The organism is Sorangium sp. So ce296, from assembly GCF_051529605.1.
Taxonomy (GTDB): domain Bacteria; phylum Myxococcota_A; class Polyangia; order Polyangiales; family Polyangiaceae; genus Sorangium; species Sorangium cellulosum_D.
This window is the reverse complement of record NZ_CP150325.1, coordinates 4,040,376-4,055,830: the sequence shown is the minus strand read 5'-3', so window position 1 is coordinate 4,055,830 and position 15,455 is coordinate 4,040,376. Positions and strand designations below refer to the sequence as shown.

Below are 15,455 nucleotides of genomic sequence, written 5' to 3'. Positions count from 1 at the left end.
GGAACCGAGGGTGGCCGTCCAGGAACCGAGGGTGGCCGTCCAGGAACCGAGGGCGGCCGTCCAGGAACCGAGGGCGGCCGTCCAGGAACCGAGGGTGGCCGTCCAGGAACCGAGAACGGGCTCGGTCGGGCCGCGGCGGCCCTCAGCCGTCGGCAGTGCTCAAAATTGAACATGAAGGCGGGAAGGCGGGAAGAAAAGATCAATGATCTTCCTGCCTTCCCGCCTTCATGTGAATTCTTTCCGGGCAAATTCGAGCACTACCCAGCCATCTCGATGCCGCTGGCGTGTTCTCTGCCAGCCCGTGAAATTTGGGGGAGGGCTCGCGCGAACTGTTTGGGTCCAGCATGATTCCAGTGGCCACGCCGCCGTGTCCCCAAGCGTCCGACGGGCTCCCCGCGGCGTCGCTTGTGACGGTGGGGGCGTCTCTCGACGAGACCGCCGCCCTGCGGCCGGTGGTGCGCGCGGCGATCGCGTGCGTGCTCGGGGAGCGGTCCGATCACCCCGACGTCGAGGATTGCACCCACGAGGCGCTCGCCCGGGCCCTCGAGGGGCGCAGCCGCCTGCGCGACGGCGAGCCGCTGCGCCCGTGGGTGCTCGGGATCGCGCGCCACGTGGCGCTCGACGTGCTGCGCCGCCGCCGCCGCACGCGGCGCGCCGAGGCGCTCCCGGAGGCGAGCGCCGAGGAGCAGCGCGAGCTCCTCGACTCGGTCGAGGACCCGGCGCCCGGGCCCGAGGAGCGCGCCGCCCAGACCGAGCGCGCCCGCCGGATCGAGCTGGCCCTGCAGAAGCTGGCCGAACCCCAGCGCCGCGCGCTCCTGGCCTTCCACGTCGAAGGCCTCAACTACCAGCAGATATCGCGCCGGCTCGACATCCCGCTCGGGACGGTGGCGACGTGGATCGCGCGAGGCAGGCGCTGCCTGGCCGAGGCGCTCGGAGAGTGACGATGCAAGACGACGACAGGCTCGCGCCCGACCTCGTGTGGCAGTCCAACGGTCACCTCACCGAGATAGCGCTCTGCGCGCTGGGCGACGGCGAGGGGGCCCTCCTGCCCGAGGGCGCGCTCGAGCATGCCGCGCGCTGCCAGAGCTGCTCCTCGGAGCTCGGCCAGGCGGCGCTCCTGTCGCTCCGCGCGGGGGAGCTCCTGCGCGCGCAGGCGGCGCACGGCGGCGCGAGGGAGACCGCCGCGCCGCGCGCGCCGCTGCCGGTCCCGGCGCTCGCGTTCGCCCTGGCGATCTCGGCGCTCGGCGCGGCGCCGTCGCTCGTGGCCGGGGCGGGCGGCCTGCGGGAGAGCTGGGCGGGGCTCTGGCACGCCTGCTCGGTGGTGGTGAGGGTCGGCTGCGCCGTCGCCGGGAGCGGGGCCCTGTCCGGCTGGCTCACGGCGCTGCCGTGGCTCTCGGCGGCCTTGCTCGTGCTCGTGGGGGCCTATGTCGCGTGGACCAGGGGAAAGCAGCTCTCGCTGAACGGAGGGATCTGATGCGCACCGTCTCGACTCGTCTCGTCTCCTCGCGCCTCGCCGCCGCCGCGCTGGGCGCGGCGCTGGGGGCCTCGGCCAGCGGCGCGGCCACGGCGGAGATCCTCCGCAAGGGGGCATGGCCAGACGTCGAGCCGAAGGTGAGCGTCGAGGTGAGCAACGAGCCGCGCAACGAGGCGCTCAAGCGCGTCGCCCAGGCGGCCGGGTGGAGCCTCGTGCTCAACGTGCCGCCCGGCGACGCCGTCGATCTCCACGTCCAGGACCAGCCGGCGGACCGGGTGCTGGAGCTCCTGCTCGCCGACGGGAGCTACGTCGCGACCCGCGACGGCGACCTGATCGCGATCGCCCCGGCCCCGGAGAAGCCCGCGGCCGGGTCCCCGCCGGCGCCCTCGCCCGCGGCGTCGCCCGACGACGCCGAGGACGAGGACGCCGAGGAGGCGCGGCCGTCGTCGCGCGGCCGGGACCGGTTCGTGACCGGCGGGAGCCTCCGGATCGAGAAGGGCGAGGTGGTGAACGACGTGTCGGTGATCGGCGGCTCGCTCGACGTGTGGGGCACCGTCACCGGCGACATCGACGTGATGGGCGGCTCCACGCACATCCACGAGGGCGCGCGCGTGCGCGGCGATGTATCGACGGTGGGCGGCCCGCTCACCGTGGCCGACGGCGCCAGCATCGACGGCGACGTCGACGTCGTGGGCGGCCCGCTCCGGCGGGGCGAGCGCGCGCGCATCCGCGGCGACGTGAACAACGACGCGAACCCGATGGGCGGCGACGGATCGAGCGCGAAGGGCGCGTCCACGCTCGCGCGCAAGGCCGGCAACGCGGTGACGCGCACGGCCTTCCTGTTCGCCTTCGGCGCGGTGATGCTGGCGCTCTGGCCGCGGCGCATGGAGGCGCTCAAGGTCGAGATCGCCGCCCGGCCGATGCGATCGTTCGCGCTCGGCGCGGTGGGCGTCCTCGGCGCCGTCGCGGTCGCCGCCGCCCTGTGCGTCACGCTGATCGGCATCCCGTTCGCGGTGATCGGCCTGCTGCTCGCCGTCGTCGCCGTGGTCGCGGGCGGCTGCGCCGTGCTCGAGACCGCGGGGGCGGGGCTCTTCGGTCACCGGACCAGGAACCCCTACGCGCACCTCGCCATCGGCTGCCTCGGCCTGCTGATCGTCAGCGGGATCCCCTACGTCGGCGGCGCGCTCTGCGCGGCCGTCGCGCTGATCGGCGCCGGCGCGCTCGTCGCCACCCGGCTCGCGGGGCTCCTCCGGCCGAGGCCGCGGGAGGGGGCGGGGGGCCCCTACCGCACGGCGCCTTGAGCTGGCTTCGCCCGTCTCGGACGGCGCGAGCGCCGATGTACCTCCGCTGAAGGCTGCGCGCTAGCATCGCGCCGTGACCTCCGATCCGATCGAGAAGAGGCTGCGGCTCGGCGAGGACTCGGTGACCGAGTTCAAGCGGATCGAGGCCCCTGGCAAGGCGCCGAAGGACCTCGCCGAGACGATCGCGGCCTTCGCCAACGCGCTGGGCGGTCAGATCTTCCTCGGGGTCGAGGACGACGGCACGCCGACGGGGGTCGGCACGATGAAGGAGGCCGACACGCTGATGCTGTCGGTGGTTCAGGCGTGCCAGACCGTCGTCCATCCGGCCATCTGGTGCCCGATCACGAAGGTCGACGTTGCGGGGAAGCTGCTGCTCGTCGTCGACGTGCCGGCGTCCAGCCCGGACAGGCCTTACCGGGCGAAGCATGTTTACTGGATCCGCGACGGGAGCATGACGCGTGAGGCGACGCGCCATGAGCTCGTTCGCATGCTCCAGTCGCAGAACGCCTACCATGACGAGAGCGTCGTCCATGGGGCGACGATGGCGGACCTCGATCTTGCCGTCGTCGACGACCTCTTGCGTTCGGTCTACGACCCGAGCGCACCTGCCCAGCGGAACCGTTACCTGCGCGCGCTGAAGTGCGTGGATCCTGGCGAGACACCGACCGTGGCCGGCGTCCTGCTCTTTGGCCGCGAGCCCGAGCGATGGTTCGTCGATGCCAGGATCTCTGCGGTCTGCTTCGCCGGCACCGGGATGTCGACGGAGCTCGTCGATCGGCAGGAGATCACCGGACACCTCCTCAAGCAGATCGAGAGCGCCGCGGCGTTCCTGGAGCGCTACACACCCGCGCCGGCGCACATCCAGCGCTGGGAGCGGGTCGAGCGCGGCGTGCCGCAGACGGCGCTGCGCGAGGCGCTCCTCAACGCCGTCGCCCACCGGGATTACCGCGCCGCGTCCCAGATCCGGATCCTCGCCTTCCAGGATCGGGTCGAGATCATCAATCCTGGCGTGCTCCTGAATCACCTGACGCTCGACAGCATCCAGGTCGGGGGCATCAGCCAGCGCAGGAACCCGGTGCTCGCCTCGGTGCTCGCGCGCGCTCGTCGCGGGGAGAGCCTCGGGATGGGGATCCCGGAGATGGTCGCGCAGATGCGCGCGCGAGGGTTGCCGCCGCCGGAGTTCGATCTGCAGGGAGGGCACTTCCGGGTGGTGCTGCGCGTGGCGCCCTCCCCGGAGGCGCCTACATGAACGATCCGGGCGACGCGGTCGCGCCGTGGTGGGAGGCGCTCCGGAGCGGCGCCGTGGTCGAGCTTGCGCTCGTCCGGATCGATCTCGTCGGGCCGTCCTTCCCCTGGAAGGAGCTGCCGGACAGCGGGTACCTGCAGCGTCGCGTGCGGTACACCGCCGGCGTCGAGTACCTCGCGCGCGCGCTCGGGGCGATCCAGCCGCTCGCGTGGAGCGAGGACGCCGCCATGCTCGTGCTCGGCGCTGCGCCCGGCGAGGCGCTGGCCACGCTCGCTTTTCGCGCCTTGAGAGAGCTCTGGGAGCGCGTGCACATCGATCTCCAGCTCTCGGCGCGCCTCGCGGCGCATCTCGTCCGCGCGCCGTGGACCCGCGAGCTCATCGATGACGCCGAGAGGGTGCTGCGCGGCTGGATGGCGGCGATCCCGCCTGGCGCAGCCGCGCTGAGCGAGGACCTGGCGCTCGCCCTCCCGCCGCCGGACGCGCGGGAGCTCACGCCGTGCGGCCTCGTGCTCGAGGGGGCGCCCTCCTACATCTTCCCCCAGAGCGCAGCTCGCGGCGCGCCGCCGGCGACGCAGCGCGACCAGGCATGGGCGGCGCTCCGTGGCTACGCGCAGAGCCCGGAGCTGCGGCGCATCCGTTACGTGGGCTTCCGTCTCCGGAGGGTCGAGCCGCCGAGCCTGGACCTCCGCGATGTCTTCGTGTCTCCGCGGCTCGACGTCAGCTCGCCGCGCACGAGCGCCACGGAGCGGAGCGCGCGAGGGATCGAGGGCGGGAGCGCCGAGCCGTCCGGCGAGCGGGTGCGCCTCGCTCGCCATCGCATGGGTGAGGGCTTCCAGGAGCTGTTCGCGAGGCACCGGCATCTCGTCCTCCTCGGCGATCCCGGCTCGGGGAAAACGACGCTGCTCCGGTGGCTCGCGATCACGGCGGCGGCGGGTCGCTTCGTGCTGGCGTCGGAGAGCGGCGCTGCCGAGCGCCTCCTCCCGCTGCCTGTCAGCGTCGGCCAGCTCGCGGAGCTGCGTCGGTGCGCCGAGCGGCGGGAGGTGCCTGTCGTGGAAGCGCTCGGTCGCTACTTTCACGAGCGCGGCGCTGGCGACGAGGCGATGGTGCGCGAGGCGCTGACCCGCGAGCTTCTGGCAGGCCGCTGCCTCGTGCTGCTCGACGGGCTCGACGAGGTCCGCTCGACCGAGCGCGACGAGCTCCAGCGGTGGCTCGCCTCGTTCGCGGCGGCTCATCCGCGGAACCGGTTCGTCGTCACCTCGCGGATCGTCGGGTACACCGGGTTCGATCTGCCCGGGCGCGTGGAGGCGACGCTCCGGCCGTTCGATCGAGAGCAGGTCGAGCGCTACGTGAGCGCCTGGCACCGGGCCTATGGGCGATGGAAGGGGCCGGGGGACGCGGCCTCCTCCACGGACGAGGCCGACGCGACGGCGGGGAAGCTCCTCGCCGCCATCGACGCCAGCCCGAGGCTCGGCGCGCTCGCGGGCAACCCGTTCCTCCTCTCGGCGCTCGCGTCGATTCACCGCGCGGAAGGTCGCCTGCCGCGCCACCGGGTCCAGGCGTACGCCAAGATTTCACGCACGCTCTGCGAGACGTGGGCTGCGGCGCGCCGCCTCTCGGCCAGCGGCGCGTCGGACGCCTCCATGGCGTACGAAGAGGAGGCCCTGCCCATCCTCGGGAAGCTCGCGCTGGCGATGCACGAGCGCTATCCGGCCGGGGTCGCGCCGGAGCCCTTCGTGGTGGAGGCGCTGAGCGAGGCGCTCGGCGCGCAAGCGGGGGTCTCCGGAGAAGAAGGTCTCCTCGCGGCGCGCCGTTTCCTCGAGAAGTCGGGGCGTGAGCTGGGCCTTTTGATGGATCGCGGAGCGCAGGCGTGGGGGTTCATGCACCTCACCTTCCAGGAGTTCTTCGCGGCCGCCGGGCTCCACGCGATGGAGCGGTTCGAGGAGGTGGCGCTGGCGCGTCTCTTCGATGCCCGCTGGAGCGAGGTGATCCGGCTCGGCGTGGGCTACATGGCGCTCGAGCAGAAGCGACCCGCGGCGGCGCGCAGGTTCGTCGAGCGGGTCCTGTCGTGGGAAGAGCCGGAGCCGCGGCGGTGGGTGACGAGCGTCCTGCGCAAGCAGGTGCCCATCGCGACGCTGCTCGCCGCGGAGGCGGGCGAGGCGTTGCCGGCGGATCTGCAGGAGCGCGTGGCGGCCGCGATGGCGGCGTGGATCGTCGATCCGCCGTCGCTCGATGCACCTCGGGAGTTCCTGCGGGAGCTCGCGGTGACCGAGCTCGGCGGGCGCGTCGCCGAGGCGCTTCTCAAGTGGCTCGAGGACGAGAGCCCCGCGCGCCGTTCGATGGCCGCGCTGGCGCTCGGCGAGCTGCGCTCGACCGCAGCCGTGGAGCGGCTGGTCTCGCTGCTCGCCGACGCCGACGCGACCGTGCGCGACTTCGCCGGCCTAGCCCTCGGGAGCATCGGAGGCGACGATGTCGAGCGACAGCTCGAAGCGCTCGCCGAGTCCGGCCCGCCGGAGAGCAAGAAAGGCGACCGCGACACGCCGTCGGGCTCGCCCAGCGCGCCGCCTTGATGCCCTGCGCCGCTCAGTGCACGCCGCCGACGAGCCACGCCTGCGCCGGGACGAGCACCTCTTCGGGGGAGCCTCCTCCCTGCGACGCCGGGCCGGTCGCGGTGCCGTCGCCCATGGGCGTCATGCGGAACCCGTGATCGCCGAAGACGAGCAGCAGGGTCCGCGGCGGCAGGCTGGCCATGAACCGCGCGACAACGTCGGCGACCTCCTCCGCGATGGCCTCGATCCGCTCGGCGAACGGCGGCCCCGCGGCGCGCAGGCGCGCCTCCACGAGATCGAGCTTCATCAGCTCGCGCGACCCGACCCGCTCGCGCCGCAGGGTCGCCACGGCGCGGCCGCGGGCGATGGCGGGCTCCGCCTCGCTCGGGGGCATCGTCTCGCGGAGCCCGTCCGGCCCGCGGGCGAGCAGCGAGATCTGCGCCGTCGTGGTGGGCGGCAGCGCCGCCCAGAGCAGCGAGCGCTCCACCAGGATGGCCCGATCCATCATGATCTCCTTCAGGTGGGCGGCGACGCGCTCGCCGAGGTCGAAGCGCATCGCGTCCACGAGCAGGAGCTTCACCCCGCGCGCCCCGTTGAGGCGGGCGATGCGGGCGGCGATGTCCGGGGCGTCGAACACCATGGGCGGCCGCTTGCCGGTCACGCGCAGCGCCGAGAACGCCTCGCGGTAGCTGTGCTCGAAGCTGGTCCTCCAGCTGTCGACGACGCCGCGCACGGCCGCGTCCGTCTCGCCCGCGAGCGTCGCGCCGAGGAGCGGCGTGTAGTGGGTCGCGAACAGCTGCTCGATGACCCGGACCGGCTTCGGGCCGCGGGCGTTGTCGAGCTCGACGGCGAGCGCTCGCCACTCGGCCGCGCTGAGGATGCGGTTGCGCGGCGCCTTCCGCTCCCTGCGCGTCGGCGGCAGCGCGTCGTTGTCCGCGTGGGCGGCCTCGGCGACCGGCGGAGCGGGCGCGATGGGCACGATCGGCGCGGCGGGCGCGATGGGCGCGGCCTCGTGCGCGGCTCGCGGCGGCCTGAGCGTGGTCCCCGCGCCCTCGATCGCAGCGCCAGGGTTGGCGGGCGGCGCGCCCGGATCGGCGGGCGCCACGCCCGGGTCGACGCTGGCCAGGGCCATCGCCAGCGTCTCGTTCGCGGCGGGCGGCGAGCCCGCCCCCTGCGCCGGCGCGGCGCCCGGGCCTCTCCCGGGGGCGAGGACGGCCGCCGGTGCGTCCGGGCGGCGGATCCTCGACGAGCGGGGGGGCAGCACGCCGCGCGGCCTCGCCTCGGTCCGCCCCTCGGCGGCGGCAGGCGACGCGGGCGCTGCGGGCGGCTCGGAGGCCGTCGGCTCGGCCGGGGGCGCCTCGTCCGGGGCGGGCGCGGCGGCGCTCGGCTGCGTCGGCCGGATGGGCCGCTCCGGCTCGCGCGCGGCGAGGCCGCGCTCCGGCTCGCGTGCGGCGAGGCCGCGCTCCGGCTCGCGCGCGGCGAGGCCGCGCTCCGGCTCGCGCGCGGCGAGGCCGCGCTCCGGCTCGCGCGCTGCGAGGCCGCGCTCCGGCTCGCGCGCTGCGAGGCCGCGCTCCGGCTCGCGCGCGGCGAGGCCACGCGCCTGCGCGCGAATGTGGGAGGCGGCGCCGTGCCCCTCGGGCGCGTTCCTCTCGACGAGGTCCGCGAGGGGCACCGGCGCGAGCACCTGCGCGGACCTGTCGACCTCATCGAACACGAGGGCGACGGGCGCTTCGCGCGCCGCGCCGAGCCACGCGAGGAGCGTCGCGCTGTCCTCCGGGTGGAGTGCGCCCCGCGCGCCGCCCGCGAGCCGCGGCAGGCCGACGGCGAGCCCCGCGGCGCCGAGCGCCCTCGCGCGGAAGACCTGGTCGGCGATCACCGCCTCGAGCGGGGCGCCTTCCTGGACCCGCGGCGGCAGCGCGCCGCGCATGGCCAGCGCGAGCTCGACGGCCTCGTCGAGCGCGGCGCGGAGCTGCCCGTCCTGCGCCGCCGGGGCGCTCGCCCAGAGGAAGCGCCGCGCCCTGAGCTCGCGCTCGGCGCCTTCGCCCTGCCCGCTCGCGGCGAAGCGGGCCAGTCCGGACGGGGGCACAGGGGGGGACGGCGGTCGGCCCTCCTCGGAGGCAACGTCGAGGCGGGAGACAGGATCGAGGCGCATCGCGCGGCAACCTCGCAGAACTCACCGAAACGGGCCAAGTTTCGGCGATCGGGCGGCAATCGGACGGCGACCGGGCGGCGACCGGGCGGCGACCGGGCGGCGATCGATGCGCGGAGGCGGCGGGCGCCCCCCCGCGGCGGGGCGCGGGGTCAGCCGGACTCGCGCGCGGTCTCGGCCATGAGCGCGAGCAGGGCGCAGGCGATGGCGAACCGGGCGTCGATCCTCCCCTGGTTCATCGACAGGTCGAGCGTGAACTCCTTGACGAAGAACCGGAACACCTGGGTCACCTTCGCGACCTCCTGCTGGTGCAGCTCGATGTGCCACTTGCCGACGAGGAGCGGGAACATGCGGCGGAGCAGCGCGGCGCCGTCCTCCTGCATCAGCCCGACCGGCTGATCCGCGGGATCGAGGATGTCCCACGTGTCGCGGACGATCGATTTGAGGCCCCGCGAGCGGATGGTCCCGACCCGCTCGCCGGTGCGCGCGTCGAGGACGTCCAGGCACCGGTTCAGGGCGACGACCTGCCGCGACCGGATGGTGAGCAGCGGCTGCGACTCCGACTCATCGGCGAAGAGGGTGAACTCCTGGCGCAGCTTGAGCAGCGGGTGCTTGACGAAGCACACGAGGGTGCCGTCGGGCGCATAGACGTGGAACTTGCGGCCGAGCAGCGACCAGAAGGGCCGCTTGATGGTGTAGGTGGGGTGCGCGAACGGCTGAACCGCGAGGCCGCCGTACGCGGCCGGGCCGAAGGGGGCAGTCTGCATCGGGCCGAGTAGGCCGGAGCGGAGCGGCTCGGTCAAGCACGTCCGCCGCGCGGCTCGGGCGGCTCTCGCCGTCACCCCGCGCGCGGGTCCTTCCCTCCGGAGCCGCCCGCCGCGATCGCCTTCACGAGCTCCGGCTTGACGACCTTGCCCATCGCGTTGCGCGGCAGGCTCGGTACGACGAGCGACTCGCGCGGGACCTTGTAGGGCGCGAGCCGCTCCTTCGCCCAGGCGCGGAGCGGTCCGGTCGCGCACTCCGCCTCTCGCCCCGGCGCGGCGACGACGACCGCGACGACGCGCTCGCCCCACGCCTCGTCCGGGACGCCGATCACCGCGACCTCGGCGATCGCGCCGTGCTCCCGCAGCGCCTCCTCGATCTCGAGGGCCGACAGCTTGTACCCGCCGCTCTTGAGGATATCGACCGAGGTCCGCCCGAGGAGCCGGAAGCACCCGTCGCTGGAGCGCTCCGCGACGTCGCCCGTGCGGAACCAGCCGTCCTGGAAGGCGGCGGCGGTGGCGTCCTCGCGCCCGAGGTAGCCCTTGAAGACGCTCGGCCCGCGGATCCAGAGCTCGCCCCGCGCGACCGCGGCGCCGCCGGGCCGCGCCGGCGCCTCGCCCGGCGCCCATTCCGACGCGTTGCCCGCGTCGTCGGTGATGCGGGCCTCGACGGTCGGCAGCGGGGAGCCGACCCAGCCCGCCCGCCGGCCGCCCGGATCGAGCGGGTTGCTCAGCCCGACGCCGATCTCGGTCATCCCGAAGCGCTCGAGCGGGATCGCGCCGGTGAGGTCGCGCCAGCGCTCGGCCAGCGTCACCGGCAGCGCCGCGGAGCCGCTCGTCGCGAGCCGTAGGGCCCGCGCCCCCGCGGCGAAGCCGGGCGCGCCGCCGCGGTCGATCTGCTCGAACAGCCGCTGGTACATGGTGGGCACCGCCATGAACGCCGTGACGGAGCCGCGCGCGATCTCGGCGGCGACGCGCTCGGCGTCGAAGCGCGGCAGCATCCTCGTCGCGCTGCCCGCGAGCAGCGACGTCGTGAGCGCGATGACGACGCCGTGGAGGTGGTGCAGCGGCAGCGCGTGCAGCAGCGCGTCGTGCTCGGAGAAGCCCCAGGCCGCGCGCAGGAGCTCCGCCTGCACGGCCAGGTTGCGGTGCGTGAGGAGCGCCCCCTTCGGCTTGCCGGTCGTGCCGCTCGTGTAGAGCAAGAGCGCCGGATCGTCCGCGGCGATGTCGGAGAGCGCCCCCTCCGGCCCGGGGGCGGCGCGCTCGAGGTCCTCCACGCGGAGCACCGAGCGGCCCTGCGCGATCGGGGCGGCCACCCCGGCGAGCTCGTCGCCGACGAGGATCCGCCGCACGCCGGCGTCGCTCGCGAGCCATGCGAGCTCTGCCGGCGGGTACAGGGCCGACAGCGGCAGCGCGATCCCGCCGGCGAGGAGGACGCCGAGGAAGGCCGAGACCCACGCCGCGCCGGGCGGCACGAGGAGCAGGATCCGCTCCCCCTCGAGGGAGCTCGGGCTCGCGAGCGCGTTGGCGGCGCGCCGCCCGCCGTCGGCGAGCAGCGCGCCGCGGACGCGGAGGGCTCGCTCGGTGAGCGCCGCGAAGGTGGTCTGCCCCCGGTCGTCCTCGACGGCGGTTCGGGCGGACGATCCGAGCTGAGCGAGCCGTTCCACGAGCGGGGAAGCCATCGCGCGAACTCTCGCACAGCGAAGGTGCGCGGAGCCAGGCCGGTTGGTTACACTGCCGCGCCATGCGAGCTTCCTGCCTCTGTTCCGGCGTCTTGCCCCGCCTCGCGGCCGTCGCCGGTCTGACCCTGGCCGCGGCGGCGTGCGAGAGCGCGCCGAAGCCGCCCGAGCCCGGTCCCGCTGCCACCGCGGCTCCGGTCGCCGAGGCGCCCGCCGAGCCGCCGAAGCCGAAGGGCATGCCCGAGCTGCTCGTCGACTCGATGGGCCCCTACCTCGGCGGCCAGCGCGTGGACCTGTCGCAGAAGGACGGGGCCGAGAAACTCTCGAAGGTGATCCGCGCGCTGCCGATCGAGGGCAAGCCGGTCACGCTGCTCGCCGAGAAGAAGGCGAAGCCGAGCGCGGTGGCCGCCGTCGTGACGGAGCTCGGCGCGGCCGGCGCGCCGACGGTGCTCATCAAGACCGACGGCCGCGACGACCTCCCGAAGGAGATCACGGTGGTCCCGGAGGGGCGCGTGTCGAAGCCCCCCGCGTGCGCCGTCAGCGCGATGGTGCTGAAGGACCTCGCGACCGCGATCTGGCCGTTCGGCGGCGGCATGGGCAAGCGCCAGCGCAAGGGGCTCGCCGGCCCGGATCTGTCGCACACCGGCGAGCAGCTCACGAAGGACATCGCCGCGTGCAGCGCGTCGGTGGCGTTCTTCTCGGCGGACGACGAGGTGCCGTGGGAGATGGCGCACAACCTGGCGGGCACGATCCTCGGCTCCGACGCGAAGAAGAAGCTCGCGACGCTCGTCCTGCTCCGCGCTGCCCCGGTCGCGGGGCGGCCGGTGCAGCTCGGTGGAGGCTGACGTGCGCTGCGCCGGGGGCGCCGTCGCCCTGGATCGCCGCCCCCTCAGGGGCGCGTCCGCCGAGAGGGGCGTCCCGCGCGCCCGGCGCGTGCCGTTGCGAGCAAGCTGTCGATTTCTCGTCGGACGAGACGCCGTGTGCTCATGTCGAGCGCGGGGGTGGCCGGATGGGGCCACGCGGCACGATCCGGCACACGGGATGGCGCTGCGAGCGCACGGAAATGGCGGGCGGGCGCTCGCCGTTGGGGCCGGCCTGGATCATGAATAGGGCGAGTCGCAGATCCCCTGCGCCATCGGGGGCGTGACGATCACGGGAGGATGGTTCGGACATGTCGAAGCGACTTCTTGCATCGGCCCGCGCGAACAGGGGCCGCAGCCTCCGTCCTCGGGCTTCTCAGCCCCGCATGTCGGCGGCGCCTGAGGGGCCGGCGCTCGCGACGCAGGACTCGACGCGGCCGCCGGCGAGCGACCAGGACGTCGCCGGGGCGGCCGCGGACCTCTCCGATGCTCCTGAGGGGGCAACCGACGCCGGCGCGGCCGCTGTGCCCCCGGCCGTCGAGGCGCCTGCCGCGTTGCCGGCAGCGCGGGAAGGCGCTGCTCCGCTGGTCGCGGAGGCGCCCGCCGCTCGCGCGTCCGTGGAGGCGCCCGCTCGCGCGTCCGTGGAGGCGCCCGCTCGCGCGTCCGTGGAGGCGCGGGTCTCCGAAGCGCCGGCCCCGTCGAGCCGCGTGGGCGACGCGGCGCCTCGCAAGGTGCAGGATTCCGAGCCGCCGATGGCGCAGCAGCGAGCCGGCGCCTCGGAGCAACCGGCAGCCGCCGCGTCCTCGTCCGAGGAGCCGGCGCCGGACTCGGACGCGCTCGATCTGATCGACCCTTCCTCGCCGACGGCGGCGTTCTTCCGGCGCGAGGAGGAGTCGTTCCCGCCGCTCACCGAAGCGGCCAGCGATCCCGACGACCACGCCGACGAGCGCCTCGTGGTGGTGCATCAGCTGTCGCCCGAGACGCTCGCCCGCCGGGCGCGCCTTCGCCGGATCGTCGCGGCGGTCGCGGGGCTCGCCGGGGTGATCTCCGTCGCGGTGGTCGCCAAGTCGGTGGTCGCGAGCAAGCCGTCCGCGCCTGCGTCGATCGCGATGGTGGCGCCCGTGTCGAAGCCGGCGCACGCGCAGGCGAAGCTCGTGGCCGTGGCAGGGAATCCTTCCCCTGCACGGGAGACCGCGCCAGCGCCGGCGGGGCCGGCACCCGCCGCCGCGAAGGGGGCGGAGGCCGCTCCGGATCCGCTGAAGGAGGCGGAGAAGGCTGCCGCGGAGAAGGCCGAGGCGGAGAAAGCTGCCGCGGAGAAGGCCGAGGCGGAGAAGGCTGCCGCAGAGCAGGCCGAGGCGGAGAAGGCCGCTGCGGCAGAGGCGGAGAAGGCCGTGGCGGCCGAGGCGGAGAAGGCCGCGGCGCCCGCGGCCAACGCCGAGGACGCAAGCAAGCTGAAGAAGGAAGCGCTGAGCTTCCTCAACCGCGGCAGGTACAAGGACGCGATCGAGGCGTCGCGCGCGGCGATCGCGGCCGATCCGACCGACGCGCTGCCCTATCTCTACCTGGGCTCGGCGCTCCAGGACACGGGCAAGTGGAAGGACGGCGTCGCGGCGTACAGCGAGTGTGTTCGCCATGCGACGAAGGGCCCCGTGCACGAGTGCAGGGCCATGGGCGGTCGCAAGTAGCGCGCACCCTGGGCGACGAGCGCGCTGCGCACGGCCCGGGCGACCAGCGCGCCGTGCGCAGCCCGGGCGCCGTTCGGGGGCGAGCTTGCGCTCAGCCCGGACGGCGAGCGAGCTGCGCGAGGAACCCCGCGGTCACGGCGTAGCCGAAGGCCAGGCCCGTGGCGAGGCGGGTGGCATGCCAGGGGGGGCGCAGCCCGAGGTCCTGGGTCGCCACGTCGAGCGCCATCAACGCGCTGAGGGCGATGAGGATCGGCCGCCACGCCGACATCGCCAGCCGAGGCCGCGCGATCGCGGCGCCCGCCGCGACGCCGGCGAAGATGCCGGCGCAGCGGCTGCAGAGCGGCATCACGACGCCCTCGAGCGCGAGCGACCGCTCCGGCATGCGGTGGCACAGCGGCGCGAAGAGGCGATCGAGCGCGGCGCCGAGCCCCCCGAGCGGCAGGGTGCTCCGCGCCAGGAGGATGCACCAGGGCAGGGCGCCGACGAGCGCCAGCGCGCAGCGCACCGCCGAGAGCCGCGGCGACGGCTCGGCCGCGGTCGAGCCACCGGAGGGCCGCGCCGCAGCGCCGTCGAGCCCGGCGGAGGGCGCCTGCGCCGCGGCGTCGGCGCTTGCGGGCGCCTGCGCCGCCGAGGTCTCGCGCCCGGAGGCGCACGCGGTCACGTCAGCCCCGGTCGGGCGCGCTCTTGCCGAGGTGGCGCATCACCTCTTTCAGGTCGCTCCAGACCTCTCGCTTCGCGCCCGGCTGGCGCAGCAGGTAGGCCGGATGGAACGTGGGCATGATCGGGATCGAGCCCTTGTAGAGCTTCCACGTGCCGCGGAGCTTCGTGATCCCCTCGGTCGTGCCGATCAGCCCCTGCACCGCGGTGGCGCCGAGCGCGACGATCACCTTCGGCTTGATCAGCGCGAGCTGGGACGCGAGGTAGGGGCTGCAGGCCGCCATCTCGGCGGGCTCCGGCTTCCGGTTCTTCGGCGGCCGGCACTTCACGATGTTGCAGATGTAGACGCCGTCGCGGTGGTACCCCATCGCCGCGATCATCTTGTCGAGCAGCTGCCCCGCCGGGCCGACGAACGGCTCCCCCTGCTGATCCTCTTCTGCCCCCGGCCCCTCGCCGACGAACACGATCTCGGAGAGCGGGTCGCCGCGCGAGAACACCGTGTGGGTGCGGCCCTCGTGGAGCGGGCACTTCTGGCAGGTGCGGACCTCTTCCGCGATGAGCGAGAGCCGCGCCAAGCGCTCCTCGGGCGCGTCCGGCTGCGCTGCCGCGATCGCGCGCGCAGCCGGTTCGGCGCGGGGCGCCGCCGCGGCGCTCACGGCAGGGCGGGGGGACGGCTCGGGAGCCCGCGGCGGCTGCACCGGCGCCCGCGCCGGCTGCGCCTCGGCGGCGCGCTGCTCGGGGTGCGGCGGGGAGGCGAAGGCGGCGGCGCGCTGCTCCGGATGCGCCGGGGCGGCGCCGGGGGCGCTGCGCTGCGCTGCCGGCGCGAAGGCCGCGCCCGCTGCCGGCGCGAAGGCCGCGCCGCCGCCACCGCGCGGCGCCGCCGGCGCGGGCGCGTCCAGCCCGGCGAAGCCCCGGTCCGGCCGCCGAGCGGCCGGCGGACCGCCTTCCGAGGACGACGCGCCGAGCGCCTCGTGGAGCGCCGAAGGGTCGCCCGGCAGCCCGTCCGCGCCGGTCATCGCGTGCCATTCCAGGAACGCCCGGACCGAGGCGGTCAGATCGGCGAGCTCTTCGCGCAGCGCGTCCACCATCGCCGTCCC

Annotated in this window: 12 protein-coding genes; 7 read left to right on the top strand and 5 right to left on the bottom strand. The window is 75.0% G+C overall.

What is annotated here, in order from left to right; translation table 11 throughout:
• Positions 1-413: 413 nt before the first annotated feature.
• The 5 genes from WME98_RS15205 (at position 414) to WME98_RS15185 (ending at position 6,588) form a co-directional block, all read left to right on the top strand.
• Entirely contained in the window at positions 414-941 is a 528-nt protein-coding gene (locus WME98_RS15205) for a sigma-70 family RNA polymerase sigma factor (protein ID WP_187345766.1), read from the top strand.
• On the top strand, positions 938-1,474 hold the full coding sequence (locus tag WME98_RS15200) for a hypothetical protein (RefSeq protein WP_437951936.1): 537 nt from the start codon (positions 938-940) through the stop codon (positions 1,472-1,474). The genes WME98_RS15205 and WME98_RS15200 overlap by 4 nt, the downstream gene beginning before the upstream one ends.
• Positions 1,474-2,775, top strand: coding sequence for a hypothetical protein (locus WME98_RS15195; RefSeq protein WP_437951935.1), 1,302 nt, complete (start codon positions 1,474-1,476; stop codon positions 2,773-2,775). Before WME98_RS15200 ends, WME98_RS15195 begins: the two co-directional genes overlap by 1 nt.
• A gap of 73 nt (positions 2,776-2,848) precedes the next feature.
• A complete protein-coding gene (locus WME98_RS15190; RefSeq protein ID WP_437951934.1) occupies positions 2,849-4,024 on the top strand; it encodes an ATP-binding protein in 1,176 nt (391 codons plus the stop codon).
• Positions 4,021-6,588 carry an NACHT domain-containing protein gene (locus WME98_RS15185; protein WP_437951933.1) on the top strand — a complete coding sequence of 856 codons (2,568 nt, stop codon included), beginning with the start codon at positions 4,021-4,023 and terminating at the stop codon, positions 6,586-6,588. The genes WME98_RS15190 and WME98_RS15185 overlap by 4 nt, the downstream gene beginning before the upstream one ends.
• 13 nt (positions 6,589-6,601) lie before the next feature.
• On the opposite strand, the gene WME98_RS15180 is transcribed toward WME98_RS15185, so the two are convergent.
• The 3 genes from WME98_RS15180 to WME98_RS15170 form a co-directional block, all read right to left on the bottom strand.
• The gene (locus tag WME98_RS15180; RefSeq protein WP_437951932.1) at positions 6,602-8,719 is read right to left on the bottom strand and encodes a hypothetical protein; all 2,118 of its coding nucleotides are present in this window, start codon (positions 8,717-8,719) and stop codon (positions 6,602-6,604) included.
• A gap of 149 nt (positions 8,720-8,868) precedes the next feature.
• Positions 8,869-9,483, bottom strand: coding sequence for a hypothetical protein (locus tag WME98_RS15175; RefSeq protein WP_061621764.1), 615 nt, complete (start codon positions 9,481-9,483; stop codon positions 8,869-8,871).
• Positions 9,484-9,554: 71 nt separating this feature from the next.
• Positions 9,555-11,144, bottom strand: a complete 1,590-nt coding sequence (locus WME98_RS15170) for an AMP-binding protein (protein ID WP_437951931.1) — start codon at positions 11,142-11,144, stop codon at positions 9,555-9,557.
• A 77-nt stretch (positions 11,145-11,221) separates the two neighbouring features.
• Between WME98_RS15170 and WME98_RS15165 the strand changes: the two genes are divergently transcribed.
• Positions 11,222-12,001 carry a biopolymer transporter ExbD gene (locus WME98_RS15165; protein ID WP_437951930.1) on the top strand — a complete coding sequence of 260 codons (780 nt, stop codon included), beginning with the start codon at positions 11,222-11,224 and terminating at the stop codon, positions 11,999-12,001.
• A gap of 401 nt (positions 12,002-12,402) precedes the next feature.
• Entirely contained in the window at positions 12,403-13,701 is a 1,299-nt protein-coding gene (locus tag WME98_RS15160) for a hypothetical protein (protein ID WP_437951929.1), read from the top strand.
• A 91-nt stretch (positions 13,702-13,792) separates the two neighbouring features.
• On the opposite strand, the gene WME98_RS15155 is transcribed toward WME98_RS15160, so the two are convergent.
• Entirely contained in the window at positions 13,793-14,362 is a 570-nt protein-coding gene (locus WME98_RS15155; protein WP_437951928.1) for a DUF2085 domain-containing protein, read from the bottom strand.
• A gap of 1 nt (position 14,363) precedes the next feature.
• Complete coding sequence (locus WME98_RS15150; protein ID WP_437951927.1) at positions 14,364-15,446, bottom strand: uracil-DNA glycosylase; 1,083 nt, start codon at positions 15,444-15,446, stop codon at positions 14,364-14,366.
• Positions 15,447-15,455 lie beyond the last annotated feature (9 nt).

Bases quoted from the DNA above. Each gene is read 5' to 3' on its own strand.
- WME98_RS15195 (WP_437951935.1), top strand. From the start codon at position 1,474: ATGCGCACCGTCTCGACTCGTCTCGTCTCCTCGCGCCTCGCCGCCGCC.
- WME98_RS15185 (WP_437951933.1), top strand. From the start codon at position 4,021: ATGAACGATCCGGGCGACGCGGTCGCGCCGTGGTGGGAGGCGCTCCGG.
- WME98_RS15180 (WP_437951932.1), bottom strand. From the start codon at position 8,719: ATGCGCCTCGATCCTGTCTCCCGCCTCGACGTTGCCTCCGAGGAGGGC.
- WME98_RS15175 (WP_061621764.1), bottom strand. From the start codon at position 9,483: ATGCAGACTGCCCCCTTCGGCCCGGCCGCGTACGGCGGCCTCGCGGTT.
- WME98_RS15165 (WP_437951930.1), top strand. From the start codon at position 11,222: ATGCGAGCTTCCTGCCTCTGTTCCGGCGTCTTGCCCCGCCTCGCGGCC.
- WME98_RS15160 (WP_437951929.1), top strand. From the start codon at position 12,403: ATGTCGGCGGCGCCTGAGGGGCCGGCGCTCGCGACGCAGGACTCGACG.
- WME98_RS15150 (WP_437951927.1), bottom strand. From the start codon at position 15,446: ATGGTGGACGCGCTGCGCGAAGAGCTCGCCGATCTGACCGCCTCGGTC.